The following is a 26,380-nucleotide window of genomic DNA, read 5'->3' as shown; positions in this document are numbered from 1 at the left end:
CGGTCCGTCACCCGTCGGCCTCGGCCCGGAACGGGTCGGCAGGGTAGACGCCCAGGATCTTCACGTCCGTGGTGAAGAACCTCAGCTCCTCCAGCGCGCGGGCCAGCCCCACGTCCGAGGGGTGGCCGTCGACCTCGGCGAGGAACTGGGTCGCGGTGAACTCGCCGCCGACCATGTAGCTCTCGAGCTTGGTCATGTTGACGCCGTTGGTGGCGAAGCCGCCGAGGGCCTTGTAGAGCGCGGCGGGCAGGTTGCGGACGTTGAAGATGAACGAGGTGACCACCGGGCCGTTACCGGGCGCCGCCTCGACCAGGTCGCGGCTGAGCACGACGAACCGGGTCGTGTTGTGCTCCTCGTCCTCGACGTCCTCGGCGAGCACCTCGAGGCCGTAGATCTCCGCGGCCAGCGGCGGGGAGAGCGCGGCCTGCGTCGGGTCGCCGGCCTCGACGATCTCCCGGGCCGCCCCCGCGGTGTCGCCGGAGATGACGGGGGTGAGGTTGAGCGCGCGGATGATCTTGCGGCACTGGCCGAGCGCGTGCACGTGGCTGTGCACGGTCCGGACGTCCTCCAGCCGCGAGCCCGGGATGCCGAGCAGCTGGAAGCGGATGCGGAGGAAGTGCTCGGCGACGATGTGCAGCCCCGAGTCGGGCAGGAAGTGGTGGATGTCGGCGACCCGGCCCGCGATCGAGTTGTCGATCGGGATCATCGCGAGGTCCGCGTCCCCTCCCTCGACCGCGGCGAAGACGTCCTCGAAGGAGGCACAGGCCAGCGCCTCGGCCTCGGGGTAGTGCTGCAGGCACACCTGATGGCTGTTGGCGCCCGGCTCGCCCTGGTAGGCGATGCGTCGCGGTGCGGTCACCGCCGCAGTTTAGTGTCGAAGGAGTGGAGATCCTGACGGTGCTCAGCCTCGTGGTCGCGGTGCTTGCTCTCGCCGTTGCGGCGGCGGCCTGGCGCCGCCTCCCGTCCTACGCCGGCGACCCGGACGCCCTGCCCGAGGACGTCGTCGGGCTGCGCCAGGAGGTCGCCGCCCTGCGCACCGAGGCCGCGGGGGCGTTCCGGCACCTCGGGATCGTGCGCTACGACGCCTTCAGCGGCGCCGGTCCCCAAGCAGGCGGGCGTCTGTCGTGGTCGGTCGCGCTGCTGGACGACTCCGGCAGCGGCGTGGTCCTGACCGCGATCCACGGCCGCAGCGAGGCGCGGAGCTACGCCAAGAGCATCAGCGACTGGACCTGCGACCAGCCGCTCTCCCCCGAGGAGGAGCAGGCGGTCGCGTCGGCCAGGCCCTGATCAACCGCCAGCCCGTCGCGCCTACGTGCCTACCTCGGCACGCGCACCAGCAAGCGCCCGTGGATGCAGGTCATCCGCAGCTCGCGGCCGGCGCCGATCGAGTCGCCGTCGAGCTGGCGGGGGGTGTCGCTCATGGCCCGCAGGGTGACTGTGCGGCCGGTCATCCGGTTGATGGTGTCGTCGGTGCGCGGCCGCCTCGCGAGCACCCGGTAGGCCAACGGGATCCAGGAGAAGAAGTTGCGGGGGTGCAGGATCACCACGTCCAGCAGCCCGTCGTCGATGGACGCGTCCGGCAGGAGCGGCATGCCCGCCTGGAGGAAGCCGACGTTGCCCACCACGACCGTCCGGGCCCGGTGCTTGGTGAACTCGCCGTCGTCGACGGAGATCTCGACGCGGACCGCGGGGAACATCAGCGACTTGAGTCCCGAGAGGACGTAGGCCAGCCAGCCGACCTTCTTCTTGATGTCCTCGTTGACCCCCTCCATGATCGCGGCGTCGAAGCCCATCCCGGCCATCACCATGAAGTGGGTGTCGTCGATCCCGTCGCCGCTCACCTCGACCATGTCGATGGCCCGGTCCTGGCCGGTGAGGGCCACGTCGATCGCGGCCCTGATGAAGAGCGGGATGTCGAGGTTGCGGGCGAGCAGGTTGCCGGTGCCGGCGGGGACGATGCCGACGGGGATGCCGGTGCCGGCGAGCTCGGCACACACCTCGCGGACCGTGCCGTCGCCGCCGCACACCAGCACCAGGTCGGCGCCCTCGATCGAGGCCGCCTCGGCCATCCCGGCGCCGGGGTCCTCGATGGTCGTGTAGTGCCAGCGCGGCGGCAGCCAGCCGGCCTCCTCCGCCATCGCGGCCACCGTCGTCTTGAAGGCCTCGAGGTCCTCGAACTTCACCGGGTTGAGGATCACTGCGAGGTTGCGGTCGCTCGGGACCGCGTCCGGCAGCGGGTCCGCGTTGACGGCATGGCTGCGCGGCAGCGGCGAGTACACCGCCAGCCCCACGAGCACGATCCCGGCGCTCAGCAACACGCCGCCGACCACGTCCGAGGGGTAGTGGCGGCCCAGGAGCACCCGGTCGAGGCAGACCACCACGACGAGCAGCACCATCCCGGCGTACGCCGCCCGGCGCAGGTTGCCACGCCGCACGAGCATCGCCACGAGGACCGCAAGGACGCCGGCGAGCGCGGTGACCCCGGCGGCGTGCCCGGACGGGAACGCGGTGCTCGACAACAGGTCCTCGGTGAGCTGCCAGTCGGGCCGGTCGCGGCGGACCAGGGCTTTGGCCGCGACCCGGAGGACCCAGTCCGCGATCATCACCCCGGCCGTGAACACGGCCGCCCGGCGATGGCCCTTCACCCACATCACCACCGCGAGCACGGCCGTCATGACGAGCAGACCGAGGGTGTTGAAGAGGTCCTCGACGACCAGGAGGGGCTGCTTCAGCCAGCCGGCGTCGACCGCCCACTGCCGCACCGGGTCCCCCCGGTCGTCGAGACGGACCAGCGGAGCCCAGTCCTGCACCACCGCGAGGGTGAGCAGCCCGAACAGCACGAAGCAGAGCGCCGCCCACGCCAGCTGCAGGGGGCGAGGGCGATCGAGCACGGGCGCAAGTATGCGGGACCGCCCACGGCGGACGTATCTCGGATGAGCCCTGTCGACCTGCACGGATAGCCTGACTTCGTGATGGCCCAGTGATTGATCCGCGCATCCTCCGTGACGATCCCGACCGTGTCCGCGCGGCCCAGGGCAAACGCGGGCTGTCCGCGGAGATCGTCGACGTGGCGCTCGCGGCCGACGCCGCCCGCCGGCAGGCCATCGTCGAGTTCGAGGCCAAGCGCGGCGAGCAGAAGGCGCTCGGCAAGCAGGTCGCCCAGGCGCAGGGCGAGGAGAAGGCGGACCTGCTGGCCCGCACCAAGGCGCTGGCCGCGGAGGTCAAGGCCCTCGAGGCCACCCAGGCCCGGGCGGAGCAGGCCTGGCAGGACGCCCTCATGTCGCTGCCCAACCTCGCCGCCGACGAGACCCCGGCGGGCGGCGAGGACGACTACGTCGTGCTCGAGACCGTCGGCACCCCGCGCGACTTCGCGGCCGAGGGCTTCGAGCCGCGTGACCACATCGAGCTGGGGCGACTCCTCGGTGCCATCGACATCGAGCGCGGCGCCAAGGTCTCGGGCTCGCGCTTCTACTTCCTGACCGGGGTCGGCGCCCAGCTCGAGCTCGCCCTCATCAACCTCGCCATGGAGCAGGCCCGCAACGCCGGCTTCACCCAGGTCATCGCACCGGCGCTGGTGCGGCCGCGGGCGATGGACGGCACCGGGTTCCTCGGCCAGGCCGCGGACGACGTCTACAAGATCGACGGCGAGGACCTCTACCTCGTCGGCACCTCGGAGGTGCCGATGGCGGCCTACCACTCCGACGAGATCCTCGACTCTTCGGTGCTGCCGCTGCGCTATGCGGCGTTCAGCCCGTGCTTCCGCAAGGAGGCGGGCTCGCACGGCAAGGACACCAAGGGCATCATCCGGGTGCACTGGTTCGACAAGGTCGAGATGTTCGTCTACACGACCACCGAGGACTCCTACGCCGAGCACCAACGGCTGCTGGAGTGGGAGAAGGAGTTCCTCGACAAGCTCGAGCTCGCCTACCGCGTGATCGACGTGGCGGCCGGCGACCTCGGCCTCTCGGCGATCCGCAAGTTCGACTGCGAGGCGTGGATCCCGACGCAGGGTCGCTACCGCGAGCTCACCTCCACCTCCAACTGCACCGAGTTCCAGACCCGGCGGCTCGACACCCGCGGACGCTTCCCGGCAGAACACGGTGGCACCGGATCGGTGACCAGGCCGATCTCCACCCTCAACGGCACGCTCTGCGCGATGACGCGCACGATCGTGGCGATCCTCGAGACCCACCAGCAGGCCGACGGCTCGGTCACGGTGCCGCAGGCGCTGCGGCCCCATCTGGGTGGCCTCGAGGTGCTGAAGCCCGTCCAGTGAGTGCGATGGACGGCTGGCGACCCAAGGTCGTGGCGCTCGACATCGACGGCACCCTGCTGTCATGGGTCGACGGTCAGGGGACCACGCATCCCGAGGTGTCCCCGGCCGTCCACGACGCGGTCCAACGTGTCCTGGACGCCGGCGCCCACGTGGTGCTCGCCAGCGGGCGGTCGCCGCACGGCATGACGCCGGTGGCCGACATGCTCAGTCTCCACACCCGCGAGGACGACCCGCTCTGGATCGTGGCCAGCAACGGCGCCGTGGTCTTCCGCTACCCGCCGATCGACGTCGTCCTCGAGGAGACCTTCGACGCCCGACCGGCCGTGCGCGCGGTGCTCGAGAGACACCCCGATGCCCTCGTCGCGGTCGAGGAGCGCGGGGTCGGCTACCGGGTCTCCAAGGAGTTCCCCGACGGTGAGCTGTCCGGCGAGATGATCCTCACCGACGTCGAGGACCTGGTCGCCGGCCCGGTCAGCCGCGTGATCATCCGCGACCCCAACGCCACCTCCGACGACTTCGTCCGGCTCGCCGAGGAGCTCGGCCTGCACGGCACCGACTACGTCGTCGGGTGGACCGCGTGGCTCGACCTCGCCCCGGTCGGCGTCACCAAGGCGCACGGCCTGCAGTACGTCGTCGACCGGCTCGGCCTGACCGCGGCCGACACCCTGGCGATCGGCGACGGCCGCAACGACATCGAGATGCTCCAGTGGGCCGGCCGCGGAGTCGCGATGGGCCAGGCCGTTCAGCAGGTCATCGACGCCGCCGACGACGTCACCGGCGTCGTCGCCGAGGACGGCGCCGCCACCGAGATCGGGCGCTGGTTCCCTCCCGATGGTTGAGGTGCGACCGAAGGGAGCCTCGAAACCGCGGCTGGTCGCCACCGACCTCGACGGCACCCTGGTCCGCTCCGACGGGTCGGTGTCGGACTACACCCGCCAGGTCCTCACCGCGCTCGAGGACCGTGGGGTCCCGGTCGTGTTCGTGACCGGTCGCCCCCTGCGCTGGGCCGAGGAGGTCTTCGAGCACGTCGGCAGCCACGGCCTGGCCGTGGTCTCCAACGGCGCCCTGGTCTGGGACGTCGCCCGCTCACAGGTGCACCTGGAGCGGCCGGTGCCGCCGGGCACGGCGCGCGAGGTCTGCCGGCTGCTGCGCGCGGCCGTGCCGGGGTCGGCGTACGCCGTCGAGACGCTCGACGGGATCGGCCTCGAGCCGCAGTTCATGGAGCGCCACCCGGTGCCCGACGGTGCCCGGCGGGCGCCCATCGAGGAGCTCCTGAGCCGGCCGCTGCTCAAGCTGCTGGCCCGCCACGAGGAGCTCGAGCCGCAGGACTACTGGGACGCCGCGGAGGCGGTGGTCGGCCACCTGATGACGATCACGTGGTCGTCGACCTCGACGCTGCTCGAGATGAGCGGCCCCGAGGTGACCAAGGCCTCCACGCTCGCGCTGCTGGCTCGCGACCTCGGCGTGGAGGCCGACGAGGTCATCGCGTTCGGCGACATGCCCAACGACCTGCCGATGCTGGCCTGGGCGGGCACCTCCTTTGCGATGGCCGACGCCCACCCGAGCGTGCGTGAGGTGGCCCAGCACGTCGCCGGAGGGCACGACGAGGACGGAGTCGCCCGGGCGCTGGCTATGGTGTTCGGGCTGTGACCCGCACACTCCGCTCCCTCGCCGTCGCCCTCGTGGGGGCGCTGCTCGTCCTCCCGTTCACCAGCCCGGCGGCGGCCGACGAGCCGGCCGCGAAGTGCCCGTTCATCTCGGTCGCCGACAGCAGCAAGGCGGCGAGGGCGGTGTTCACCGGCCAGGTCACCGCGGTGACGAAGCTGGAGAAGCCGGCCGGCGAGCCGGGCGCCTACTACCTGCAGGACGTGACCGTCACCCGGGTCTACCAGGGCGAGATCGACACCGAGGCGGTGCAGGTCCGCTCCGAGAAGATCCCCAAGCAGTGCAGCCTCGGCGAGCTCACGGTGGGCACCGAGTACATGTTCTTCGCGGTCTCCTCGGGCGACCCGTGGATCGCCGAGAGCGGCGGCGGCACGGTCCCCGTCGATCCCGAGGTCGTGGAAAAGGTCGAACGGGTGCTCGGCGAGGGACGCGATCCCGTCCCGCCAGCCCCCGAGTCCGCCGAGTTCACGCCGGTGGAGACCGGTGAGCCGACCACGCTCTCCCGGGCCGCTGCCCCGGGCCTCGCGCTGGTCCTGATCGGGCTACTCGGTCTGGTCGTCGTTCGCGGTCTCGCCCGGCGCGGCTGAGCCCCTCAGGGGCTACAGGTACATCCCGCCGGAGTCGGTGGTGTTCTGCGGCTGGCTGTGCTCCTCGGGCTGCGCCTGGGGCACCCCCATGCCGGGAGGAAGTCCGCGGCGGATCTGCTCGAACTGCAGCTTCGCGGCCATCTGCTGGGCGTAGATCGCGGTCTGGATGCCGTGGAACAGGCCCTCGAGCCAGCCGACCAGCTGAGCCTGCGCGATGCGCAGCTCACCGTCGGAGGGCGTGGCGTCGTCGGAGAACGGGAGGGTGAGCCGGTCCAGCTCCTCGACCAGCTCTGGGGCGAGGCCCTCCTCGAGCTCCTTGATGGAGGCTTGGTGGATCTCCTTGAGCCGGTTGCGGCTGGCCTCGTCCAGCGGCGCCGCCTTCACCTCCTCGAGCAGCTGACGGATCATGCTGCCGATCCGCATGACCTTGGCCGGTTGCTCGACCAGGTCGCCGATCGCTCGCTCACCGCCCTCGTCCTCGCCCTCCTCGGCGTCGTGCACGACCTCGAGCGCCGAGGCCGGCACCTGCCCGATCGGGGTGCCGTCAGGGCCGACGATGACGACCGTCTGCTCCGGTTGCCCGGTCGTGTCCGCGTCGCCGTTCCCCGGTTCTGGGTGCTCGGTCATGACTCCAACCTAGCGACCCGGGTTCCTCCACAAGCGAGAGCCTCACCTGGGGATGAAGTGCCGCCATCTGTGGAGGGAATCATCCGGTTCTGTGGAGGACCCGCCGACTTCCGGTGGAACCAGAAGAATGTTCGCCGAACCCCTTGCGCCGCCTGCCCGGCGGGGCATAGAACTCTCCTCACGCACTCCCTCCGGGGAGAGCGGGACAGCTCGAAGCAGAAGGTCCGTACGACGCTGAACCAGCTTGCTGGGGACGTGTCGCGGAGGCTGGGTGACGAAGCCGCCGGGGCCGGACGTGGAGGGATGCCGACCGGGAGCGTCACCAGTACCGGTCAACCGAAGGGCCCTTGGGACTCATACTCTCGAGGGCCCTTCACCTATTTGCGGGCCCTACGTGGTGAGCAGGATCTTCCCGCTGTGCTCGCCGGACTCCATCAACGCGTGCGCCTCGCCGGCCCGGTCCAGCGGCAGCGTCGCGTGCACCATCGGCCGCACGGAGCCGTCGGCCACCAGCGGCCACACATGTTGGACCACCGAGGCGCAGATCGCGGCCTTGTCCTGGGCCGTGCGAGACCGCAGAGCCGTCGCGATGATCGCGCCGCGTTTGCGCAGCAGCGCGTTGATGTCGAGCTCGGCCTTGGTGCCGCCCTGCATCCCGATGATGACGAGCCGGCCCTGGTCCGCAAGGGCGCTGACGTTTCGCGCCAGGTAGGCCGCGCCCATGTTGTCGAGGATGACGTCGGCGCCGTGGCCGTCGGTGCGCTCCTTGACCACCTCGACGAAGTCCTCGTCCCGGTAGTCGATGGCCACCTCGGCGCCGAGCTCGCGACACAGGTCGCGCTTCTCGGCGCTGCCGGCGGTGGTGAACACCCGGGCGCCGTACGCCGCCGCCAGCTGGATCGCGAAGGTCCCGATGCCGCCGGCGCCGCCGTGCACGAGCAGGGTCTCCTCGGGGCGCAGTCCGGCGACCATGAAGACGTTGGACCAGACCGTGCAGGCGACCTCGGGCAGCGCGGCCGCCGTGACCAGGTCGACGCCCGCGGGTACCGGCATCAGCTGCCCGGCGGGCAGTGCGACCTTGGTGGCGTAGGCACCGGCCGACAGCAGCGCACACACCTCGTCACCGACCTCCCAGCCGGTCACGCCCTCTCCGACCGCGGCCACGGTCCCGCTGCACTCCATGCCGAGGATGTCCGAGGCGCCGGGCGGCGGCGGGTAGAACCCCTGGCGCTGGAGGAGGTCGGCTCGGTTGAGTCCGGCTGCGACGACGTCGAGCACCACTTCGCCGGGTCCCGGTGTCGGATCGGGACGCTCCCCGACCGAGAGGACGTCGGGTCCGCCGGCTCCGTCAGCCACCACAGCGCGCATGGAGGCGAGCCTAGGACGATGCGGCAGCCTCAGACCTCGTAGAGGTCACCCGTGTGGTCCACCAGGCTGTCGTCGGGCACCTCGTCGTCGATGTCGTCGGGGTCCGGCGCAGCTGCCGGCCGGTCCCACCCCTCGGCCAGCGCCTGCGCCTTGGCGGCGAGCCGCTCCGTCTCCTCCGGGTCCGCGAAGTGCGTCGCCGCGGCGAACCCCAGGAGATAGGCGGTCACCGGCGCGGCCAGATGCTCGACGTTGTTGGCCGCGACCTTCGTGAGGTCCGCCAGCAGACCCTCGTCGACCTCGGCCTCGACGTCGAGGACGTCACAGAGCTCGTCGATCCAGTCGTGGAGGTTCACGGGTCCACCGTGACGCGAGACCGGTGAGGTCGCAAGACCCTGTCTGGAGGATTGGCCTCCACGACGTCACGTGGAGAGGTCCCTGAGGTCCTCCCAGGTGTCGACGTCACGGTGCTCGTCGCCCAGCGCGGTCACGTCGGCGAGGTCGAGCCGAGCCAGCAACGGCTGCAGGGCGGCACCGTGCTGCGCCTCGTGGTCGGGGCGGACGGCGTCCAGGGCCGATGGCGCCACCACGAACGCCAGCTGCCGTCGTCCGTCGGGACCGACCAGGACCGCACCGTCCCGTCCCGTCGCGGCCTCGCGCAGTCGCCGGAAGGTCGACGGCGTCAGGTGGGGCATGTCGCAGGCCAGCACCGCGAGCCACGGCCGGTCCACGAGAATCGCGTCGCGCCCCGTGAGCAGGGCCGCGACCGGGCCGCCGTGCCGCGGGTCCTCGCGCGTGAAGGTCACCGGTCGCTCGGTCGGGACCGGGTCGCCGACGACCACCACCTCGCCCGCGTCGACCACGGCGTCGAGGGCCCAGCACAGCAGGGTCCGGCCGAGGTGCTCGACGGAAGCCTTGTCGACGCCGTCCAGGCGAGCCGCGGTGCCGCCGGCCAGCACCACCGCGTTGAAGGGCCCCGCATTGAACGACGCAGTCACACCGGTCAGTCTGGACTCATGACGGTCGTCACGGACCTCCGGGTCGCGGTGCTCCAGGAGGCCTCGAGCCTCGATCCGGCGGTGAACCGGGGTCGCCTGAGACACCTGGTGCCCGATGACACCGACCTGGTCGTGCTGCCCGAGGCGTTCGCCCGGGACTTCGGCGACGCCGGATCCGACGTCAGCCCGTTCGCCGAGCCGCTGCCCGGCCCGTTCGCCGACGAGGTCGAGCTCGCGGCCAAGGAGCACGGCACGACCGTGGTCGCCGGCATGTTCGAGACCTCCGCAGACCCGTCCCGCCCCTTCAACACGCTCGTCGTGCGCGGCGAGGCCGCCACGGAGTATCGCAAGATCCACCTGTATGACTCCTTCGGCTACCGCGAGTCCGACGCCATCAGCGCCGGGCCGGTCGCGCCGAGCACGGTGGAGGTCGGCGGCTTCCGGCTGGGTCTGATGACCTGCTACGACCTGCGCTTCCCGGAGCTTTCGCGGGCGCTCGTCGACGCAGGAGCCGAGGTCCTCGTCGTCCCGGCCGCCTGGGTGGCCGGGCCGCGCAAGGTCGACCACTGGCGCACACTGGCGCGGGCCCGCGCCATCGAGAACACCGTCTACGTGGTGGCGGCCGCCCAGCCAGGCCCGCGCTACTCGGGGCACTCCCTGGTCGTCGACCCTCTCGGCGACGTCCTCGCCGAGGCCGGCGAGGGCCCTGCGGTGCTGCGCGCCACGCTGACGAGGTCGGCACTGGACGCGGCGCGGTCCGTCAACCCCTCCCTGGACAACCGACGCCTCCACCTCGGGTCGGCCAACAGGTAGGGCCAGCAACTAGTCTGTGCCGACGTGTCTCGAACCGTTCCCCGGCGCCGCGCCTCGCGAGGCGACCGCCCGCACGGGAGGTCGACACGCCCGGCCGGCCCACCCCGGCCGGCGTACGTGGAGGACCCGGTCGAGGAGCCGGTCGAGGAACCGGTCGGGGACGCTGCCGAGGGCACCGTCGAGGACGCACGCGAGGAGCACGAGGCCGTCCGCGAGGAGGTGGTCCCCGGTCCCACGGTCGGCGAGATGCGGGTCAGGGTCAGCGTCAGGGACGAGACCCGGCACGCCTGGTGGGCGACGTCGATCTGGAGCCTTGTCGTCGCTGCCGGCCTGGCTTGTCTCGTCGCGGCACTGAGGCCGGTGGGGCCCGCTTGGCTGGACGGCGTCGGTGCCGTCGTCATCGTGACGGCCTACTCCGTGGCCCTCGCGGCCCGCACCGGTGGCCGGCCCATCGTCTTCGGCGGTCTCACCCTGCTGCTCGGTGCCATGGTGCTGCTCACCGACGAGACCTATCTGCGGACCGGGGCGGCGGTCATGACCTGTGTCGTCTCAGCCGTCCTCGCGGTGATGGTGACGGTGCCGGCCGAGCGGTTCGCCCGGGTCGCGTTCGAGTGCACTCTGGCCGTCCTCGTGGCGGCGGTCGGCGCACTGGCCGTGGTCGGGTTCGACCCCGTGCTGTCCCTGGTGCGGTTCGAGTACGTCACGCTCGGCTTGGCCCTGGTGGGGGTGCTGGTGCTCGTCCACCGGCTCGGCGCGGGCTGGCACGGGCTGGGCCGCCGTGGCCTGATCGGCGTACTCGTCGGCGGGGCGATCCTGGCCGTCCTGCTGTTGTACGCCGAGCTGCTCCGCCGCTACGGCCCGCCGGAGGTCGTGACCTCGCTCCTCGACGGCGTGCGCTGGAGCCGGGAACACCTCGGTGCCTTCCCCCGGCCGATCGAGGCCGCGCTCGGGGTGCCGGCGCTCGCCTGGGGCGTCCACATGCGTGCCCGCCGACGGCAGGGCTGGTGGCTGTGTGCCTTCGGCGCGGCCGGGACGACCGCCGTGGCCAACTCCCTGGTCAACCCCGCCATCTCCCTGCTCGAGTGTGGCCTGTCCGTGACCTACGGGCTGGTCGTCGGACTGGTCATCGGCTACGCGGCGATCCGGGCCGAGGTCGCCTTGAGCGGCGGTTCGGGTGGAGGCCGCCGGGCCGACGGCCCGGCCACGGTCGTCCGACCGGAGCCGCCGCGGTCCGCCGCGCTGCTGTGAGCGCTTCGCCGTTACGCACGGGTAGCGGCTAGTTTCACCGCATGGCCCGCGAACGCACGTCCGAGATCGTCGCGGAGATGGTCGCCAACGTGATGACCGTCAACGTGGCCGAGGGGGACGCCATCGAGGCGGGCGACACCGTGGTGGTGCTCGAGTCGATGAAGATGGAGATCCCGGTGATCGCCGAGGCGCCCGGCACGGTGCGGGCGGTGAAGGTCGCCGCCGCCGACGTCGTCCAGGAGGGCGACGTGCTGGTGGAGCTGCGGCTGCGCGACTGACTGGCGCCTGATTGGCGACTGACTGGCGACTGACTGGCGACTGAGCAGAGGGGGCGGGATTCGAACCCGCGGCTGACATCTCTGCCAGCGACCGCTTTCAAGGCGGTTCCGATCGGCCACTCCGGCACCCCTCCTGGGTGCCCACAACCCTAGGGGAGGGCTACTCCGAGCCGCCGATCTCCATCGCCACCTCGTCGTAGGCGATGTCGTTGAGCCGTTGCATGTGCCGGTTGATGTCGACCACGAGCCGCTTCAGCTCGAGGCGGGTGGCCTCCACGTCCGGCGTCTCCAGGACCCCGGCCGACAGCTCCGTCAGGCGGGAGAGAAGGGCGTTGCGCTCGCGGAACGCGGCGCCACCACGAGCGGCGAGCCAGCCGTCCTTGGACCCGGCCTTCTCCCCGAGCAGCTCGTCGCGGACCACTCCCATCCGCTGCCGGACCACCCAGCGCCAGTTGCCGAGCGGGATGCCGGTCCGGCGGGGCGCGTCCAGCGACTGGTCGAGGGCCTGCAGGGCGACGTGCAGGCCGGGAGTGGTCATCTCAGTGCCTCGCTCGCGCCCGTCGGGTGCGGCCGTCGGATGTGCATCGGATGGTCACAGTGTGACCCACGTCACGCAGGCCCACAACCCGCCGACGGCATCCGTCACCCCTTTGTGTTCAATCAGGGCTGTGTCCAATCGAGTGCCCAATCGAGTGCCTGGTCGACCCACTCCCGATACGTCCCGGCCGACGACCTACCGACTCGCGCCCCAGGTCGTCGCTCGCTTCGTCGGGCTCGCCCTGGTCCTCGGGGCCGTGCTCATGTTCGCGGGCACCGCGCTCGTCTCCGGCCTGGACCTCCCGGCGGACCTGTTGGTCGTGTTGCTTCTGCTGAGCATCGTGGGCATCGGCGCCCTGGCCTGGTGGCTGCGCAACCACGCCTGGGTGCTGAGCTGCACCCGGGAGGGCTACGTGGTGCGGCTGGTCCGCGGCGCCGGCGAGGCGCAGGCCCGGTGGACCGAGGTCGAGGACGCGGTGACCGCCACGCGCCACGACGTGCCATGCGTCGTGCTCCGACTGCGCGACGGGCGGACGACCACGATTCCCGTCGGCATCCTGGCCGTCGACAAGGAGCAGTTCGTCCGCGAGCTCCAGGAGCGGCTCCAGGTTGCTCGTGGACTCCGGCCTTACGAGCCGGACAAGCGCCCGGACTGACCAATTCGTCGCGCCGCGACACGGGCTTGTAGCCTTGCTGCGCTGTTCCAGGAGGCGTCGCCTAGTCCGGTCTATGGCGCCCGCCTGCTAAGCGGGTTTGGGGCTACAACCCCATCGAGGGTTCAAATCCCTCCGCCTCCGCAGCCGGCTCGGCCCCCATCTGCTCGCAGATGGGGGCCGACGCCATTTCTCGGCGTCTAGATCGGCCGAAGTGGCTCCAGTGGGAGCCACTGGGGCTGGCGAGGTGGACGCATACCACTGGGACGCCTGTTGCGCCATATCCCCTGGGGCATGGCGCAACTAGCACCGCCCTGCGAGAGTGCGTCAAGGCTGGCTCAATTGCACATTTTTGCAATGCAGTTTTGTGAGGCAACCGCGGACTCCCACCTCGGAAGCCCGCAAGAAGAGACTACTACTCCGAGGCCATCCAATGGCTTCGACAGACCAAGAAGTTGGGGGAGAACCATGAAGACGTTCGCTCGCCGGATCGCCATCGTACTGTCGGCTACCGCCGTCACCGTCGGTCTCATGGGCGCGGCCGCACCGGCGGACGCCAAGGTGGGAGTCGGCACTTCACTGCGCGACTCCAGCTGGCCGATCTGAGCCACCACAGGTTTGAGACGAGGACCCGACTTTCCCCCCACTTGTCCGGTCCCAGCGCCTAACCCCCCAGGCCCGTCTCAACAGCACGAGGGCGGTGACCATCTGGTCGCCGCCCTCGTGCAACATTTGCGACAGCTTCGCGACCTCGGCAACGAGCAGACGGGATCAGTCGTCGCTCAGTCGTCCTCGATCTCGACCTCGTGGCCCGAGATGCCACGCCGGCCCATGGTGTAGCCGAGCTGGAAGCGGGTCTCGGCCTCATACTCGGCCTTGAGATCGGCCACGTATCCGGCGTAGGTGCGCGGGCTGACCCCCAGCCGCTTGGCGCTGACGGGGTCGGAGTGACCCTCGATGAGCATCCGCATGGTCATCGCGCGCTGCTCGGCGGCGATGTCCTTGAGCAGCGACGTGTCGCGGTTGGTGAAGGGGCGAGCGCGTTCCCACGAGCGCTCGAAGACGTCGACGAGATAGTCGACCACGGCAGGCTCGCGCACGACGACAGCGACGCCGACCTGGTCCTGGTGCGGGATCACGGCGACCCGGCGGTCCACGACGATCATCCGGTTGAAGAACTCGTCCAAGGTGCGCACCTCGGCGCCCCGGGCGGTCACCGCGGCGACGTACTTGTGCGTCACCGAGCTGCGCCGGGCGCTGTGCTGGTAGAGCGTGCGCATCTTCGCGCCCCGCTCGAGCAGCCCGATGTCCCGCAGCGCGGCATTGGCGAGGAAGCGGGGATCCCGGCCGGCCTGGGGCTGCGCGGTGAGCATCTCCTCTTCACACTCACCGAGAAGCTGCTCGAGGAAGTTGGTGATCACGGTTCCGCGCAGGTAGGTGATGGAACGGCTCGCCGAGGCCTGCGGCGCCCGACGGAAGCTCTGGGCGAGGCTGCCGAACGCCGCGTTCCACTGCGAGGACTCCGAGAGCAGCTGCGCGGCCTGCTGGCTCAGCGGCGAGACGACACGTGACTGGACGCTGGCCGGATCCTCGGGTGACCACAGGTCCTGCTCGCTGTCATAGCTGAGCAGGCCCATCTCGACGAGCAGGTCGAAGGCACCCCGGAGCTCGCCGCCCTCGGTGATGCGGTGGTCGGAGGCAGCCAACCCGCCGCGCTGGCAGATCTCCTCGTAGAGCTTGGTCGCATCGTCCTCGAACAGCGCCCGCTCGTCCGGACCGTATGAGGGCACCTCGCCATGGTTCCACAAGCGGAACCCCGGTGGAGTCAGACGCCCAGCCGAGCCTTGAGGCCGTCGAGCTCGGTCCACAGCACCGTCGGCAGCTGGTCGCCGAACTTCTCGAACCACTCGGTGATCTGAGGGATCTCGGCCTTCCACTCCTGGGGGTCGACCGCGAGTGCGGCCGCGAGGGCCTCCTCGGTCATGTCGAGACCGTCGATGTCGAGCGACCCCGGCGCCGGCACGTGTCCGATCGGCGTCTCCTCGGCAGCGGCCTGGCCGTCGATGCGCTCCACGATCCACTTGAGGACCCGGCTGTTCTCGCCGAAGCCGGGCCACAGGAACCCGCCGTCACTGCCGTCAACGTTCTTGGCCCTTCGGAACCAGTTGACGTAGAAGATCCGGGGCAGCTTGGAGGCGTCGTTCTCCTTGCCCATGGTGATCCAGTGGTTGAAGTAGTCACCGGCGTGGTAACCGATGAACGGCAGCATCGCCATCGGGTCGCGGCGCACCACGCCGACCTGGCCCACAGCGGCGGCCGTGGTCTCGCTGGACAGGGTGGCGCCCAGGAAGGTTCCGTGCGTCCAGTCGCGGGCCTCGAAGACCAGCGGCACCGTCGTCTTGCGGCGGCCGCCGAAGAGGATCGCGTCGATCGGGACGCCGCGCGGGTCGTCGTACTCCGGCGCGAGGATGTCGCACTGCTTGATGGGCGTGCAGTAGCGGCTGTTGGGGTGGCTGGACAGCTCCCCGGTCTCAGCAGCCAGGGCCGGGGTCCACGGCTCGCCCTTCCAGGAGGTCGCCCTGGCCGGCGGGTTCTCCAGGCCCTCCCACCAGATGTCGCCGTCCTCGGTGAGCGCGACGTTGGTGAAGACCGAGTTGCCCTTGTTGATCGTCGCCATCGCGTTGGGGTTGGTGTGCTCGTTGGTGCCCGGGGCGACGCCGAAGAAGCCGTACTCCGGGTTGACCGCCCACAGGCGGCCGTCCTCGCCGATCCGCATCCAGGCGATGTCGTCGCCGAGCGTCTCGACCTTCCAGCCCGGGATGGTCGGCGCGAGCATGGCCAGGTTGGTCTTGCCGCAGGCACTCGGGAAGGCGGCGGCGATGTACTTGACCGTCCCCTCGGGGCTGGTCAGCTTGAGGATCAGCATGTGCTCGGCGAGCCAGCCCTCGTCGCGCGCCATCACGCTGGCGATGCGCAGCGCGTAGCACTTCTTGCCGAGCAGCGCGTTGCCGCCGTAGCCGGATCCGTAGGACCAGATCGCCCGTTCCTCGGGGAACTGGACGATGTACTTGGTGTCGTTGCAGGGCCACTTGACGTCGGCCTCGCCCTCGGCGAGCGGGTGGCCCACGGAGTGCACGGCCCGGACGAAGTCCGCGTCCAGCTCCTCCATGCGCTCGAGGACGTGGCTGCCCATCCGGGCCATCACGCGCATCGAGGCGGTGACGTAGGCCGAGTCGGTGAGCTCGACGCCGAACATCGGCTGCTCGGCGTCCAGGTGGCCCATCACGAACGGGATGACATACATGGTGCGGCCGGTCATGCTGCCCTCGTAGAGCCCGCGCATGATCGACTTCATCTCGTCGGGAGCCATCCAGTTGTTGGTGGGCCCGCAGTCCTTCTCGTCGACCGAGCAGATGTAGGTGCGGTCCTCGACCCGCGCCACGTCGATCGGGTCGGAGGCGGCGTAGAACGAGTTCGGCTTGATGGCCGGGTCGAGCTGGACGAAGGTGCCCGTCGCGACGAGCGCCTCGGTCAGCTCGATCCACTCGGCGTCGCTACCGGTACACCAGTGGATGCGGTCCGGCCTGGTCATCGCGGCGACCTCGTTGACGAAGTCGAGGATCCCCTGGTGGGTCGTCGGGCGGCCCGACGTGGTGGCCGGTGACGTGGACGTTGACGTAGAGGGAGCGTCCTGGGTGGCGGTCATGCCTGGTCCTCTCGCGCATTCGCGGGACTGCTGTTTCGCGCGGCATCGTTGCGGCGACTTGGGATGACCGGGACCTCGGCTGGTGCCACGGGCCCGGAATGCGGGCGAGGCTACCTGCGCGCCAACGGCGCGCATATTGGAACGATCAACGGTGCATGGCCCAGGTCACACTGCCCCTGGAGGGCGCAATTCGGCGCCCTCCGAGGGGTCGGGCTATCCTCGTCCAGTCCTGCGGCACGCCGTGGGTCTGCGCCCGTAGCTCAACGGATAGAGCATCTGACTACGGATCAGAAGGTTTGGGGTTCGAATCCCTACGGGCGCGCAAGACACCGAAGCCGCAGGTCAGCCCGCTGACCTGCGGCTTCGGCCGTTTTCGCCCTACACCGCTGACCCGATCAGGGTCGTCCCTCCGCCTGCCCGTGAGTGTCTTGGACAGCAGTCCTCGCGATTCGAGGCCCTCAAGCCCCTGGGTCCCCGGAAAGTCCCGGGAAGCGTCCGCTCATGGCGGCGAGACGCTCAGAAACCATCCGGTTATGGCTTGAGCGACCCGTCTTGGTCGCGCTGCCAGACGTTGTAGGCGGACAGGACGAGCAGTGCTGCCAGCAACGGCACTGGGACGTCGTTTGGGAAACGCCAAGAAGTAGAAGAATGAGCGAGCTCAAGCCGTAGAAGCTCGGGCCGATCATCCGTGCTCGGGCACGGATCGGGTGAGGGGCTCTGGTGCGGGTGCGCGGGTGGCGAACCTCATGTGGTCGGCGATGTCGGAGCGGCGCACCATCCGCAGATCGGCGAGGTAGTTCTGCTTGAGACGCCAAGGTTGTTCGGTCCCCTGCTTGGGGAAGTGGGCAATGCCCCGCTGGACGTATCCGGAGTTCAGGTCGACCATCGGAAGGGTCTCCTCGGCCTTCGGCGGCAATGGCTCGGCGATCGCATAGCCGTGATCGCGCATGTGCGACAGCAGCCGGCAGACATGTCGGGCCACCAGGTCGGCCTTCAGGGTCCAGGAGGCGTTGGTGTAGCCGATGGTCCAGGCGAAGTTGGGAACACCGCAGAGCATCATCGCCTTGTACGCGACGGTCGAGCCGACGTCGACCTTCCTGCCGTCGACCTCGAGGTCGATGCCGCCCATGCTCAGCAGATTCAGGCCGGTGGCCGACACGACCACGTCGGCCTCGAGCTCCTGCCCGCTGGACAACCGGATCCCCCGCGGGGTGAAGGTATCGATGGTGTCGGTCTCGATCGTGGCGCGGCCGGAGGTGATGGTCTCGAAGAGGTCACCGTCCGGCGCGAGGCACATCCGCTGATCCCAGGGTTTGTAGGTGGGGGTCAGGTGGCGCTCGATATCGAAGTCGGCTGGAAGCCGCTTGGCCGCGTCCTTGCGAACCAGATCGGCGACCAGAGCCGGTTTGCGACGGCTGAGCTCGTACTGCCCCAGCGCCACCAGGACGTTCTTCCAAAAGACGAGCCGTGCAGCCCGGTCCTGACCGATGGTCCGACCCAGGAACGCGGCGAGCTTGTCCCGGGCAGGGGCCGCTGAGATGTAGGTGGGTGATCGCTGCAGCATGGTGACGTGGTCGGCGTCCTTCGCCATGGCGGGCACGAGCGTCACCGCGGTCGCTCCGCTGCCGATGATGACGACTCGTTTCCCGGTGTAGTCGAGACCTGCGGGCCAGTGTTGCGGGTGCACCAGGGTTCCTTCGAAGGAGCCGAGACCCGGGAAGTCCGGCTGGTAGCCGCGCTCGTAGTCGTAGTACCCCGTGCAGAGGTACAGGAACGAGCAGGTGATGACCACCTGCTCGTCGCTGCCGGACGAGGCTTCGTTTCCGCCACGCTGCGTCAGTGACATCTCGACCGTCCACAGGGCCCGTTCGGAGTCCCACTGCGCTCGCTGCACCTGATGCCGGTAGCGGATCCGGTCGGTGACGCCGAACTCCTGGGCGGTGTCACGGATGTACTGCAGGATGCTGGGACCGTCCGCAATCGCCACCGGGTCGGTCCACGGTCGAAAGGTGTACCCCAGAGTGTTCATGTCCGAGTCGGAGCGGACGCCCGGGTAGCGGAAGAGATCCCAGGTCCCACCCAGCTCGTCGCGGGCTTCGACCACGAGAACGCTTCGGTCAGGGCACTCACGGACCAGGTGACAGGCGGCGCCGACGCCGGAGAGGCCGGCACCGACGACCAGGACGTCGACATGGGTCAGGTCGATCGTGTTCATCGCACGCTCTCCTTGGTGAGGGCGCCGGACAGCTTTGCTTCTAGGGCGCCGAGTGCATCTGCTGCTCTCGTGGGTGTCAGCCGGGCGAGGATGTCGACGAGGTGGGCGTCGGGACCGACGAGGATCCTGGGCTTCCCCTTGTCGACGCCGCGGTGGATGATCCGCGCGGCACGCTCGGGCGTGGTCATGGCGCTTGCGTTGAACTCTTGGGCCATCTCTGTCTGCGTCCGGCCTCGGCCGGCTGGGTCCTTGCGGACCCTGGCGTTGTTGGCAATGTTCGTCTTGATTCCTCCGGGATGGACGGTGATCGACCGGACACCGGTGCCGTGGAGTTCGTGGCGCAGTGATTCGGTGTAGCCGCGAACGGCGAACTTAGAGGCGCAGTAGGCGCTGTGGTACGGCACGGCGACGAGGCCGTAGACGCTGGAGAGGTTGACGACGGTGCCGCTGTCCTGCCGGAGCAGGATGGGAAGGAAGGCACGGGTGCCGTTCACGACGCCATGGAAGTTGATGTCGTGGAGCCATCGGTCGTCGGCTGGGTCCCCGTCGGCGACGGTGTTGTTGACCGCGACTCCCGCGTTGTTGAACACCGCGCCCAACGGAGCGGGCGTCCAGTCTCGGACCTCATCGGCGAGCGCGGTGAACTCCGCGGGACTGCGAACGTCCAGCACCTTGGACAATGTCGGCGAGTTCAGGGATCGGGCGGTTTCGGCCAGTCCGGTCTCGTCGACGTCGGCAATGACGACCGGGCAGCCAATCTTCGAGAGCCTCTGTGCGAGAGCCCTCCCGATCCCGGACGCGGCCCCACTGATGACGACGGTCTGTCCGGCCAGTCGTTCAGCTCGCGGCGTTCTCATGATTCTCCTTCGGGATGGTCGAGGTTGGTGTGGCGACCGCTGCCGGGGCTTTGCGCTTGCGGGGACCTGCGGCGCAGACCAGGGGGCCGCTCTGCGTTGCGGGGACGCGCGTCTCGGCACCGTCGGCGTGCGTGCCGACCCGCTCGACGAGCTCGGGCCACAGAGCCTGGGGGTAGTCGTGGCCCATACCAGGGACGATCCACAACGTCGAGCTCGGGATCGCGCGGTGCGTAGCGCGTGCACCCGAAGTGGCCACCATGCGGTCCCGGTCGCCGTGGATCACGAGAGTCGGCGCGACGACGCTTGTTAGCTCTTCAGTCCTGTCGCCGGAGGCCAGGATCGCCGCCAGCTGTCGGGAGACCCCGTCGGTCGTCGGGTCGCGCTCCCAGGCGGCAGCTGCCTGGCGGGAGATCCAGCTGGTGTCGAGCTCGAATCCGTGGGATCCGATGTGCCGGAACGTGCGCAGATCTGCCTTGATCGCCTCGTCCACCGTGCGCGGCGGCCGGGCGGCCATCATCAGCCATGTCGAGAGCGCGGGTCGGCCGATCTTCGGTGCTCCCGTGGTTGAGAACATCGAGGTGAGGCTGCGCACCCGACCGGGGTATCTGCTTGCCATGACCTGGCCGATCATGCCGCCCATAGAGGCGCCGACCAGGTGTGCGCCTTCGATGTCGAGTGCGTCGAGGAGTCCGCGGGTGTCGAGGGCCATGTCGCGCAGGTTGTAGGTGCCGGCGGGGAACCGGCCGGTCATCATGGCGATCGGTCCTGCTGGCCTGGTCCGCATGTGGGTGGACCGGCCGCTGTCGCGGTTGTCGAAGCGGATCACTCGGAAGCCGCGGTGTGCGAGCAACTCACACAGCGGCCGGGGCCAGGAGATCAACTGCTGGCCGAGGCCGGCGATCAGCAGCAGCGGCGGTGCGCTTGCTTCCCCCATCTCCTCGAAGCACAACCTGATGCCGCGTCCGACATCTGCGAACTGCTCGTTGGTCGCCTCGGTCACGACGTACGGCCCTCGTTCAAGGCGCCAGACCGGGCCGTCGAGACGACCTGGGCGGCGCTGCGACGGTGCACGACGGCCCGACCACCTCCCGCAGGTGTCCAGGAGACGCCCCTTGACTGCCACTTCTCGTCGGGGGCGTAGGTGGGACTGAGCTCATAGTGCTGAAGAACCGTGCGGAGCACGACGTTCATCTCGAGGTCTGCGAAGGCCGCCCCGATGCATCGACGGGTGCCGCCTCCGAACGGGATCCAGGAGTAGGTCCCCGGACGGGCGTTCACGAACCGGTCTGGGTCGAACCTTTCGGGGTTGGGAAAGACGTTCTCGTCCATGTGGACGAAGTCGACGGCAGCGAAGATGTGGTGGCCCTGCGGGATCCGCCACCTCCCCAGCTCCATGCTGGGCGCGAGGACCTTGCGGGCGATCTCGGTGATGACCGGGCGGGTTCGCTGGACCTCCAGGATGGTGGCTGCCATCAGCTCCGATCCTCCCTCGTCGACCTCGGCGGTCAGTCGGTCGAGAAGGTGCGGGTGGCGCGTCAGTCGCTCGACGGCCCAGGCCAGCGTGTTGGCCGTGGTCTCGTGACCGGCGCCGAGCATGGTCAGCAGCTCATCAGCGATCTCCTGGTTCGACATCGGCTCGCCATCCTCGTAGCGGCTCTGGATGAGCATGGCCAGGACGTCGTCGCGAGCTTCGAGGTCAGGGTCGGCTCGCACCGCGTCGATGAGGTCGAACGCCACTTCGTCGTACTCCCGACGCAGTCGGCGGTAGCGGGCCCAGGAACCCCACGAGCGTCCCTGGTCCGGGAAGGGCGAGTTCGTCAGGCGTGCGCCGAGCTCGGCCAGCGCTGGCATCACGTCGCGGAGTCGGTGGTAGTGCTCGCCCTGAGCTCCCAGCACGGCGCGCAGGATGATTGCCAGCGTAAGGCGGAGAAAGGCCGGTGTGGTCTCGAACTCCACTCCTTGAGGCCAGGTCTCCGCCTCGCGGATCGTCTCCTCGATCATGACGCCCTCGTAGGCGCGCAGGCGCCGTCCGTGAAAGGGCGGGACCATGAGCTTTCGGCGGCGCAGGTGTTCGGCGCCGTCCAGCGCGAAGGTGGATCCCGGACCGAGCACGTTCCCGAGGTTCGGCTCTGTGTTCCCGGCGATCGCGGGGGTGGTCGTCAGCAGCTGCTTGATCAAGTCCGCACTGCACAGCACCACGCAGTGCCCGAACGGCGGGATGGTGAGCGTGAAAGCCGACCCGTACCGGCGCTGCAGGCCTGCGAGGAGTTGCCGCCTGCCCAAGACCCAGGCACCTGCCGCAACCGGACCTGGCAACGAGGGGCCCGGGGGAAGTAGCGCGCCCTCGGGCGCCGTTCGGATGCTCATTCTCGCCCCTCTTCTCCGGGGTACTGCTCAGTACCCACGCGCACAATACTGCGGCGTGGAGGCGATCACAATGCCTCCGCAGCGAGCTCTTCCCAGTTCGGGTACTTGTCAGTACCCTCGCATCTCCACGTGGTGAGTTCCACTCGCAGCTGCACCAGCGAATGGCCACAGGCGGACTCCCACCCTGCCCGACGACTGCCGTTCAACCGGCCGAGTCCGCCGCGTAGGGCCAGGACGCTCATCACTCATCCGCCGCACCCGACATCCGCCCGGACGACACCTCAGGAGGTTTCATTCCATGCACGTGAGCATTGACCGAGTCGCCTGTGCCGGCGTCGGCACCTGCGCACTGACCGCTCCGGATGTCTTTGCCGTCGACGACGACGACGCGCTCGTGGTCCTCCTCGACCCAGAGCCCGACGACAGCCAAAGAGCCGACGTCGAGGCCGCTGTCATGTTCTGCCCGAACCAGGCCTTGGCAGTGAACGACGCATGAGCGGCCGGAGTCGTCCGCTCCGGATCGCCGTCGTTGGCGCCGGCCCCGCCGGGATCTATGCCGCGCACTCCCTGATCGAGTCCGGCACCGACGTCTCGATCGACGTGATCGAGCGGCTGCCCGCTCCCTTCGGCCTGATCCGCTACGGAGTGGCGCCGGACCATCCCCGCATCAAGGGAATCGTCACAGCACTTCACAAGGTCCTCGACCGGCCACAGGTGCGCCTGCTGGGCAACGTCGAGTACGGGACCGATCTCGACCTCACCGCACTGAGACGCTTCTACGATGCGGCGCTCTTCGCGACCGGAGCCGACGCGGATCGTGACCTCGCCCTTCCTGGAATCGACCTCGAGGGGTCGCACGGCGCCGCGGAGTTCGTCTCCTGGTACGACGGACATCCCGATGCTCCACGAACCTGGCCGCTCCACGCCGAGAAGGTCGCCGTCCTCGGCGTTGGCAACGTTGCACTCGACGTCGCCCGGATCCTCGCCAAGACCGGCGATGAGCTGCTGGCGACCGAGATACCTCCGAACGTGTACCGCGGACTCCAGCAGAACCAGGTCCGCGAGGTCCATGTATTCGGGAGGCGCGGGCCCGCTCAGGCCAAGTTCTCTCCACTGGAGCTCCGCGAGCTCAACGAAAGCCCCACCTTCGACGTTGTCGTCGACCCCAAGGACATGAGCTTCGACCGCGCCTCGCGATACGCACGCCGAGACTCCAAGCAGCTCGACATGATCGCCTCCACCTTGGAGCTCTGGTCAACACGCACCGCGGCCAGCCGGGCGCGCCAGGTCTTCCTGCACTTCTTCGAATCACCGGTCGCCGTGCTCGGTACGGATGGCCGCGTGACCGGGCTACGCACCGAACGCACCGCCCCCGACGGCACCGGCAACGTCGTCCCCACCGGGCAGAAGACCGACTGGCCGGTCGGCGCGGTCTATCGCGCGGTCGGCTACCGGTCGCGCCGGCTTCCTGACCTGCCCTTCGACGCGCTCCGCGGGACGGTCCCCAATGTGGCCGGACGCGTTCAGGCCTCCGATGGCACGGCGGTCCCCGCCACCTACGTCACCGGCTGGATCAAGCGCGGGCCAGTTGGCCTGATCGGGCACACAAAGAGCGATGCCAATGAGACCGTCACGAGCCTTTTGGCGGACTCGCGTGACTTCGCGGGAGCTGAACAACCCTCTGAGAGCGCCGTCCTGGACCACCTGTGCAACAGCCACGTGCAGTACACGACCTGGGAGGGCTGGTACCGGCTCGACGCTCACGAACGACGACTCGGCGAGCCGGAGGACCGCGAACGGGTCAAGGTCGTCGACCGCGACCAGATGCTCGCGATCAGCCGGAGATCCGCGGAAGGCGAGAGAGTCGAGACCTGACCCTCAGCCCCGCGACACCCCATCAACCGCGTACCCACAAGAGAGATGAGCGTCGTGACGTATGACATGGCACCGGTCCACGGGACGGGACATGGCGTAATTTCTCAACGTGACATCTGCGGGCCGGACGGCTTCGACGACGGGCGGAGAGCAGCGTCAGCGCTCGGCACCTGCGGATGCTCATGACCGGCTCCTTCTGGGCCTCGAGCAGTCGATCGAGCGTCGTGGCGGTTACCGGGAAACCACGCTGACGGACATCGTCGGCCACGCACGGGCGTCGCGCCGCACCTTCTACCTCGTGTTCGACACCAAGGACCAGGCTCTGCTTGCCCTCATCGAGAAGCTGGACGCTGACCTCATCACCGAATTGGAGGGTGCGGTCGATCCGCACAGCCATTGGCGCGACCAGGTGAAGCAGGCGGTCAACGCCCACTTCCGCCATATTCGTCGCCACACGGCGGTCTCCCTTTGCGCGATCAGGGAACTGCCGTTCTTGGGCGAGCTCGCGGCTCCTGTGATTCATCGCGGGAACGAAGGCATGTCGAAGGTGATCTACAAACTCACTGACAACGAGGAGTTCCGGAATGCCGGGCTTGCGCCCGCTCCACGACGGCTCGCCATGATGGTGATCGGCGCGCTGAACGAACTAGTGGCCGACATTCTCGACTCCGGTCAGGACATCATGAGCGGGCTGGAGTTGGCGACCGAGGCGACGACCGCTCTCCTGTCGACGAACTTTTCTGAGCGACGAACCAGCTCCGGCAGTCGGGGATCCAGACCTGAGGCGAGGTGACACTTCTGGAAGGCCGGGCCCGAAGAGCCAGTTGACCGCTGTCGTCAAGGAGTCGTATTTTAATGCAACGCCTGTTGCATGAAAGGATCGCGATGCCAGACCTCATGACGGCACCTGACGTCCCCGCTCTGCAGAGAGGACGAGATGTCGAGGAGGAGCGCACCCAGCGCAAGCGCGAGCTCGCATTGGCCTTCCGGCTCTTCGGGAAGTTCGGATTCTCTGAGGGGATTGCCGGACACATCACCGTGCGCGACCCCGGTGATCCGGAGTGCTTCTGGGTGAATCCTTTCGGGATGAACTTCAGCGAGATCTCGGTCTCTGACCTGCTCCTGGTCAACAGTGACGGCGAAGTCGTTGTCGGCAACCGGCCGGTCAACCGTGCTGCGTTCTGCATCCACTCCCAGGTGCACAAGGCGCGCCCCGACGTCACTGCCGCCGCCCACGCGCACTCGATCTACGGGAAGTCCTTCGCAAGCCTGGGCCTGCTCCTGGACCCCATCACCCAGGACGCGTGCGCGTTCTACGAGGACCACAGCCTCTACCCGGAGTACGGCGGAGTGGTCAACGACATCGAGGAAGGGCGCCGCATCGGTGTGGCGCTCGGCCAGAACAAGGCGGTGATCCTGCAGAACCACGGACTGCTGACGGTGGGGGCCTCCGTGGCGGAGGCCGCCTGGTGGTTCGTCACCATGGAGCGCTCCTGCCAGGCCCAGCTGCTCGCCATGGCTGCAGGCCGACCCAACCTCATCAAGCACGAGATCGCCAGCGACGTGCGGGACCAGGTCGGGGGTGCGCGCTCCGCGAAGGCGAGCTTCCGGTCTCTGCTGCACTCCGTGGCGCACGACGAAGCGGCGATCTTCTCCTGATCAGCGTGACGGTCCGGCGTCTGGCACAGGCGCCAGCCGGTCCAGGTGGTCCTCCAGCAGGACGACCTGGCGAGCGTCCGAGACCCGATCCGGGTGCATCAATGCGTCGACACCCAGTCCGTCCACGAACGCGAGCAGGCCCTCGGCCGTCCGACGCGGATCCAGCGACGCGTCCAGCTCACCCAGCGCCATGGCCTCTTCGACCAGTCGCTGGAGCAGCCGGAGGGACCGGTCGTGGCTGAGCAGGTGCACCTCGCGGCTCGACTCGTCGCTCACCGCCCGGAGCCAGACGTTGATCTCGATCTGCATCTCGAGCTTGCGCTCGGCGTCGAGCGGCAGCATCTGACGCAGCGCCTCAGCCAGCGCGTCGCGACCCGTTCGCCCCTCAAGGCGCCGCTGCCTGCGCTCTACGATGCGGTAGTGCGACAGGTCCAGGGCTGCCCTGAGGACCTCGTCCTTGTTGCGGAAGTAGTGAGTCACCAGCGCCGTCGAGGCGCCGGCCTCGAGGGCAATGGCGCGGATCGTGGCGCCCGCGATGCCGTCGCGTTCCACCACGCGCCAGACGGCCTCCAGGACGTCCTGCCTGCGCTGCTCCACGTCGACGACCTTCGGCACGTCGGGGACGATACCCGCGCGGCGCCGTGTCCCCGCGCC

The 26,380-nt window shown here is 69.2% G+C and carries 28 protein-coding genes and 3 tRNA genes; 16 read left to right on the top strand and 15 right to left on the bottom strand.

From position 1 onward, the window contains the following. Positions 1-7: 7 nt before the first annotated feature. Positions 8-859: a prephenate dehydratase gene (locus ACYVC6_RS04595; protein ID WP_460711429.1), complete on the bottom strand. Its 852-nt coding sequence runs from the start codon at positions 857-859 to the stop codon at positions 8-10. A gap of 23 nt (positions 860-882) precedes the next feature. On the opposite strand from ACYVC6_RS04595, the gene ACYVC6_RS04590 reads away from it, so the two are divergent. Beyond that, positions 883-1,287 carry a DUF4446 family protein gene (locus ACYVC6_RS04590; protein ID WP_460711427.1) on the top strand — a complete coding sequence of 135 codons (405 nt, stop codon included), beginning with the start codon at positions 883-885 and terminating at the stop codon, positions 1,285-1,287. A gap of 29 nt (positions 1,288-1,316) precedes the next feature. On the opposite strand, the gene ACYVC6_RS04585 is transcribed toward ACYVC6_RS04590, so the two are convergent. Beyond that, positions 1,317-2,891 (bottom strand): bifunctional phosphatase PAP2/diacylglycerol kinase family protein, encoded by a 1,575-nt coding sequence (locus ACYVC6_RS04585; protein ID WP_460711425.1) that lies wholly within the window; start codon positions 2,889-2,891, stop codon positions 1,317-1,319. Between the two features lie 89 nt (positions 2,892-2,980). On the opposite strand from ACYVC6_RS04585, the gene serS reads away from it, so the two are divergent. Genes serS through ACYVC6_RS04565 form a run of 4 tightly spaced genes read left to right on the top strand, consistent with a single transcriptional unit; the run spans position 2,981 to position 6,528 of the window. After that, entirely contained in the window at positions 2,981-4,276 is a 1,296-nt protein-coding gene (gene serS, locus ACYVC6_RS04580; protein WP_460711423.1) for a serine--tRNA ligase, read from the top strand. A 5-nt stretch (positions 4,277-4,281) separates the two neighbouring features. Next, entirely contained in the window at positions 4,282-5,115 is an 834-nt protein-coding gene (locus ACYVC6_RS04575; protein WP_460711421.1) for an HAD family hydrolase, read from the top strand. After that, positions 5,108-5,926 (top strand): HAD family hydrolase, encoded by an 819-nt coding sequence (locus ACYVC6_RS04570; protein ID WP_460711419.1) that lies wholly within the window; start codon positions 5,108-5,110, stop codon positions 5,924-5,926. Before ACYVC6_RS04575 ends, ACYVC6_RS04570 begins: the two co-directional genes overlap by 8 nt. After that, positions 5,923-6,528, top strand: a complete 606-nt coding sequence (locus ACYVC6_RS04565) for a hypothetical protein (protein WP_460711416.1) — start codon at positions 5,923-5,925, stop codon at positions 6,526-6,528. The genes ACYVC6_RS04570 and ACYVC6_RS04565 overlap by 4 nt, the downstream gene beginning before the upstream one ends. A 12-nt stretch (positions 6,529-6,540) precedes the next feature. Here the strand turns inward: ACYVC6_RS04565 and ACYVC6_RS04560 are convergent, their stop codons facing one another. From ACYVC6_RS04560 to mobA, 4 genes are all read right to left on the bottom strand, one after another. Beyond that, positions 6,541-7,155, bottom strand: coding sequence for a bacterial proteasome activator family protein (locus ACYVC6_RS04560; protein ID WP_460711414.1), 615 nt, complete (start codon positions 7,153-7,155; stop codon positions 6,541-6,543). A gap of 390 nt (positions 7,156-7,545) precedes the next feature. Continuing rightward, on the bottom strand, positions 7,546-8,523 hold the full coding sequence (locus ACYVC6_RS04555; RefSeq protein ID WP_460711412.1) for an NAD(P)H-quinone oxidoreductase: 978 nt from the start codon (positions 8,521-8,523) through the stop codon (positions 7,546-7,548). Positions 8,524-8,552: 29 nt separating this feature from the next. Continuing rightward, the gene (locus ACYVC6_RS04550; protein WP_460711410.1) at positions 8,553-8,876 is read right to left on the bottom strand and encodes a DUF6457 domain-containing protein; all 324 of its coding nucleotides are present in this window, start codon (positions 8,874-8,876) and stop codon (positions 8,553-8,555) included. Positions 8,877-8,942: 66 nt separating this feature from the next. Continuing rightward, positions 8,943-9,518 carry a molybdenum cofactor guanylyltransferase gene (gene mobA / locus ACYVC6_RS04545; RefSeq protein WP_460711408.1) on the bottom strand — a complete coding sequence of 192 codons (576 nt, stop codon included), beginning with the start codon at positions 9,516-9,518 and terminating at the stop codon, positions 8,943-8,945. An 18-nt stretch (positions 9,519-9,536) separates the two neighbouring features. On the opposite strand from mobA, the gene ACYVC6_RS04540 reads away from it, so the two are divergent. Genes ACYVC6_RS04540 through ACYVC6_RS04530 form a run of 3 tightly spaced genes read left to right on the top strand, consistent with a single transcriptional unit; the run spans position 9,537 to position 11,857 of the window. Further along, positions 9,537-10,331 carry a carbon-nitrogen hydrolase family protein gene (locus tag ACYVC6_RS04540; protein ID WP_460711406.1) on the top strand — a complete coding sequence of 265 codons (795 nt, stop codon included), beginning with the start codon at positions 9,537-9,539 and terminating at the stop codon, positions 10,329-10,331. A gap of 24 nt (positions 10,332-10,355) precedes the next feature. After that, positions 10,356-11,579: a hypothetical protein gene (locus tag ACYVC6_RS04535; protein ID WP_460711403.1), complete on the top strand. Its 1,224-nt coding sequence runs from the start codon at positions 10,356-10,358 to the stop codon at positions 11,577-11,579. A 41-nt stretch (positions 11,580-11,620) separates the two neighbouring features. Further along, on the top strand, positions 11,621-11,857 hold the full coding sequence (locus tag ACYVC6_RS04530; protein WP_460711401.1) for a biotin/lipoyl-binding carrier protein: 237 nt from the start codon (positions 11,621-11,623) through the stop codon (positions 11,855-11,857). A gap of 45 nt (positions 11,858-11,902) precedes the next feature. On the opposite strand, the gene ACYVC6_RS04525 is transcribed toward ACYVC6_RS04530, so the two are convergent. Together ACYVC6_RS04525 and ACYVC6_RS04520 are read right to left on the bottom strand one after the other, a co-directional pair. Further along, positions 11,903-11,991, bottom strand: a tRNA-Ser gene (locus ACYVC6_RS04525). A gap of 26 nt (positions 11,992-12,017) precedes the next feature. Next, complete coding sequence (locus tag ACYVC6_RS04520; protein WP_460711399.1) at positions 12,018-12,395, bottom strand: hypothetical protein; 378 nt, start codon at positions 12,393-12,395, stop codon at positions 12,018-12,020. A 154-nt stretch (positions 12,396-12,549) separates the two neighbouring features. Here ACYVC6_RS04520 and ACYVC6_RS04515 point away from each other — a divergent pair, with 154 nt between their 5' ends. The 3 genes from ACYVC6_RS04515 (at position 12,550) to ACYVC6_RS04505 (ending at position 13,653) form a co-directional block, all read left to right on the top strand. Beyond that, positions 12,550-13,050 carry a hypothetical protein gene (locus tag ACYVC6_RS04515; protein ID WP_460711397.1) on the top strand — a complete coding sequence of 167 codons (501 nt, stop codon included), beginning with the start codon at positions 12,550-12,552 and terminating at the stop codon, positions 13,048-13,050. Positions 13,051-13,100: 50 nt separating this feature from the next. Next, positions 13,101-13,191: transfer RNA gene (locus ACYVC6_RS04510), tRNA-Ser, on the top strand. Positions 13,192-13,515: 324 nt separating this feature from the next. Beyond that, a complete protein-coding gene (locus ACYVC6_RS04505; RefSeq protein ID WP_460711395.1) occupies positions 13,516-13,653 on the top strand; it encodes a hypothetical protein in 138 nt (45 codons plus the stop codon). A 176-nt stretch (positions 13,654-13,829) separates the two neighbouring features. Here ACYVC6_RS04505 and ACYVC6_RS04500 read toward each other — a convergent pair whose 3' ends face one another. Next, on the bottom strand, positions 13,830-14,837 hold the full coding sequence (locus tag ACYVC6_RS04500) for a LuxR family transcriptional regulator (RefSeq protein ID WP_460711393.1): 1,008 nt from the start codon (positions 14,835-14,837) through the stop codon (positions 13,830-13,832). A gap of 35 nt (positions 14,838-14,872) precedes the next feature. Further along, positions 14,873-16,753, bottom strand: a complete 1,881-nt coding sequence (locus ACYVC6_RS04495) for a phosphoenolpyruvate carboxykinase (GTP) (RefSeq protein WP_460711391.1) — start codon at positions 16,751-16,753, stop codon at positions 14,873-14,875. A gap of 249 nt (positions 16,754-17,002) precedes the next feature. Here ACYVC6_RS04495 and ACYVC6_RS04490 point away from each other — a divergent pair. Next, positions 17,003-17,075: transfer RNA gene (locus ACYVC6_RS04490), tRNA-Arg, on the top strand. Between the two features lie 360 nt (positions 17,076-17,435). Here the strand turns inward: ACYVC6_RS04490 and ACYVC6_RS04485 are convergent. From ACYVC6_RS04485 to ACYVC6_RS04470, 4 genes are read right to left on the bottom strand one after another with little or no spacing between them, the layout of a single operon-like run. Continuing rightward, on the bottom strand, positions 17,436-18,968 hold the full coding sequence (locus tag ACYVC6_RS04485) for a flavin-containing monooxygenase (protein WP_460711389.1): 1,533 nt from the start codon (positions 18,966-18,968) through the stop codon (positions 17,436-17,438). Next, on the bottom strand, positions 18,965-19,825 hold the full coding sequence (locus ACYVC6_RS04480; protein ID WP_460711387.1) for an SDR family NAD(P)-dependent oxidoreductase: 861 nt from the start codon (positions 19,823-19,825) through the stop codon (positions 18,965-18,967). Before ACYVC6_RS04480 ends, ACYVC6_RS04485 begins: the two co-directional genes overlap by 4 nt. Beyond that, on the bottom strand, positions 19,806-20,825 hold the full coding sequence (locus tag ACYVC6_RS04475; RefSeq protein WP_460711385.1) for an alpha/beta fold hydrolase: 1,020 nt from the start codon (positions 20,823-20,825) through the stop codon (positions 19,806-19,808). Before ACYVC6_RS04475 ends, ACYVC6_RS04480 begins: the two co-directional genes overlap by 20 nt. Then, the gene (locus ACYVC6_RS04470; RefSeq protein WP_460711382.1) at positions 20,822-22,192 is read right to left on the bottom strand and encodes a cytochrome P450; all 1,371 of its coding nucleotides are present in this window, start codon (positions 22,190-22,192) and stop codon (positions 20,822-20,824) included. Before ACYVC6_RS04470 ends, ACYVC6_RS04475 begins: the two co-directional genes overlap by 4 nt. Before the next feature lie 298 nt (positions 22,193-22,490). Between ACYVC6_RS04470 and ACYVC6_RS04465 the strand changes: the two genes are divergently transcribed. The 4 genes from ACYVC6_RS04465 to ACYVC6_RS04450 all read left to right on the top strand — a co-directional run bounded on the left by ACYVC6_RS04465 (position 22,491) and on the right by ACYVC6_RS04450 (position 25,726). After that, positions 22,491-22,688, top strand: coding sequence for a ferredoxin (locus ACYVC6_RS04465; protein ID WP_460711380.1), 198 nt, complete (start codon positions 22,491-22,493; stop codon positions 22,686-22,688). Next, positions 22,685-24,067 (top strand): FAD-dependent oxidoreductase, encoded by a 1,383-nt coding sequence (locus tag ACYVC6_RS04460; protein ID WP_460711378.1) that lies wholly within the window; start codon positions 22,685-22,687, stop codon positions 24,065-24,067. The genes ACYVC6_RS04465 and ACYVC6_RS04460 overlap by 4 nt, the downstream gene beginning before the upstream one ends. A 109-nt stretch (positions 24,068-24,176) precedes the next feature. Further along, the gene (locus ACYVC6_RS04455) at positions 24,177-24,860 is read left to right on the top strand and encodes a TetR/AcrR family transcriptional regulator (protein ID WP_460711376.1); all 684 of its coding nucleotides are present in this window, start codon (positions 24,177-24,179) and stop codon (positions 24,858-24,860) included. Between the two features lie 92 nt (positions 24,861-24,952). Further along, positions 24,953-25,726, top strand: a complete 774-nt coding sequence (locus ACYVC6_RS04450) for a class II aldolase/adducin family protein (protein ID WP_460711374.1) — start codon at positions 24,953-24,955, stop codon at positions 25,724-25,726. Here ACYVC6_RS04450 and ACYVC6_RS04445 read toward each other — a convergent pair whose 3' ends face one another. After that, positions 25,727-26,341, bottom strand: a complete 615-nt coding sequence (locus ACYVC6_RS04445) for a TetR/AcrR family transcriptional regulator (RefSeq protein WP_460711372.1) — start codon at positions 26,339-26,341, stop codon at positions 25,727-25,729. Positions 26,342-26,380 lie beyond the last annotated feature (39 nt).

The organism is Nocardioides dilutus, assembly GCF_054779555.1.
This window is presented reverse-complemented; position numbering and strand designations above follow the sequence as displayed.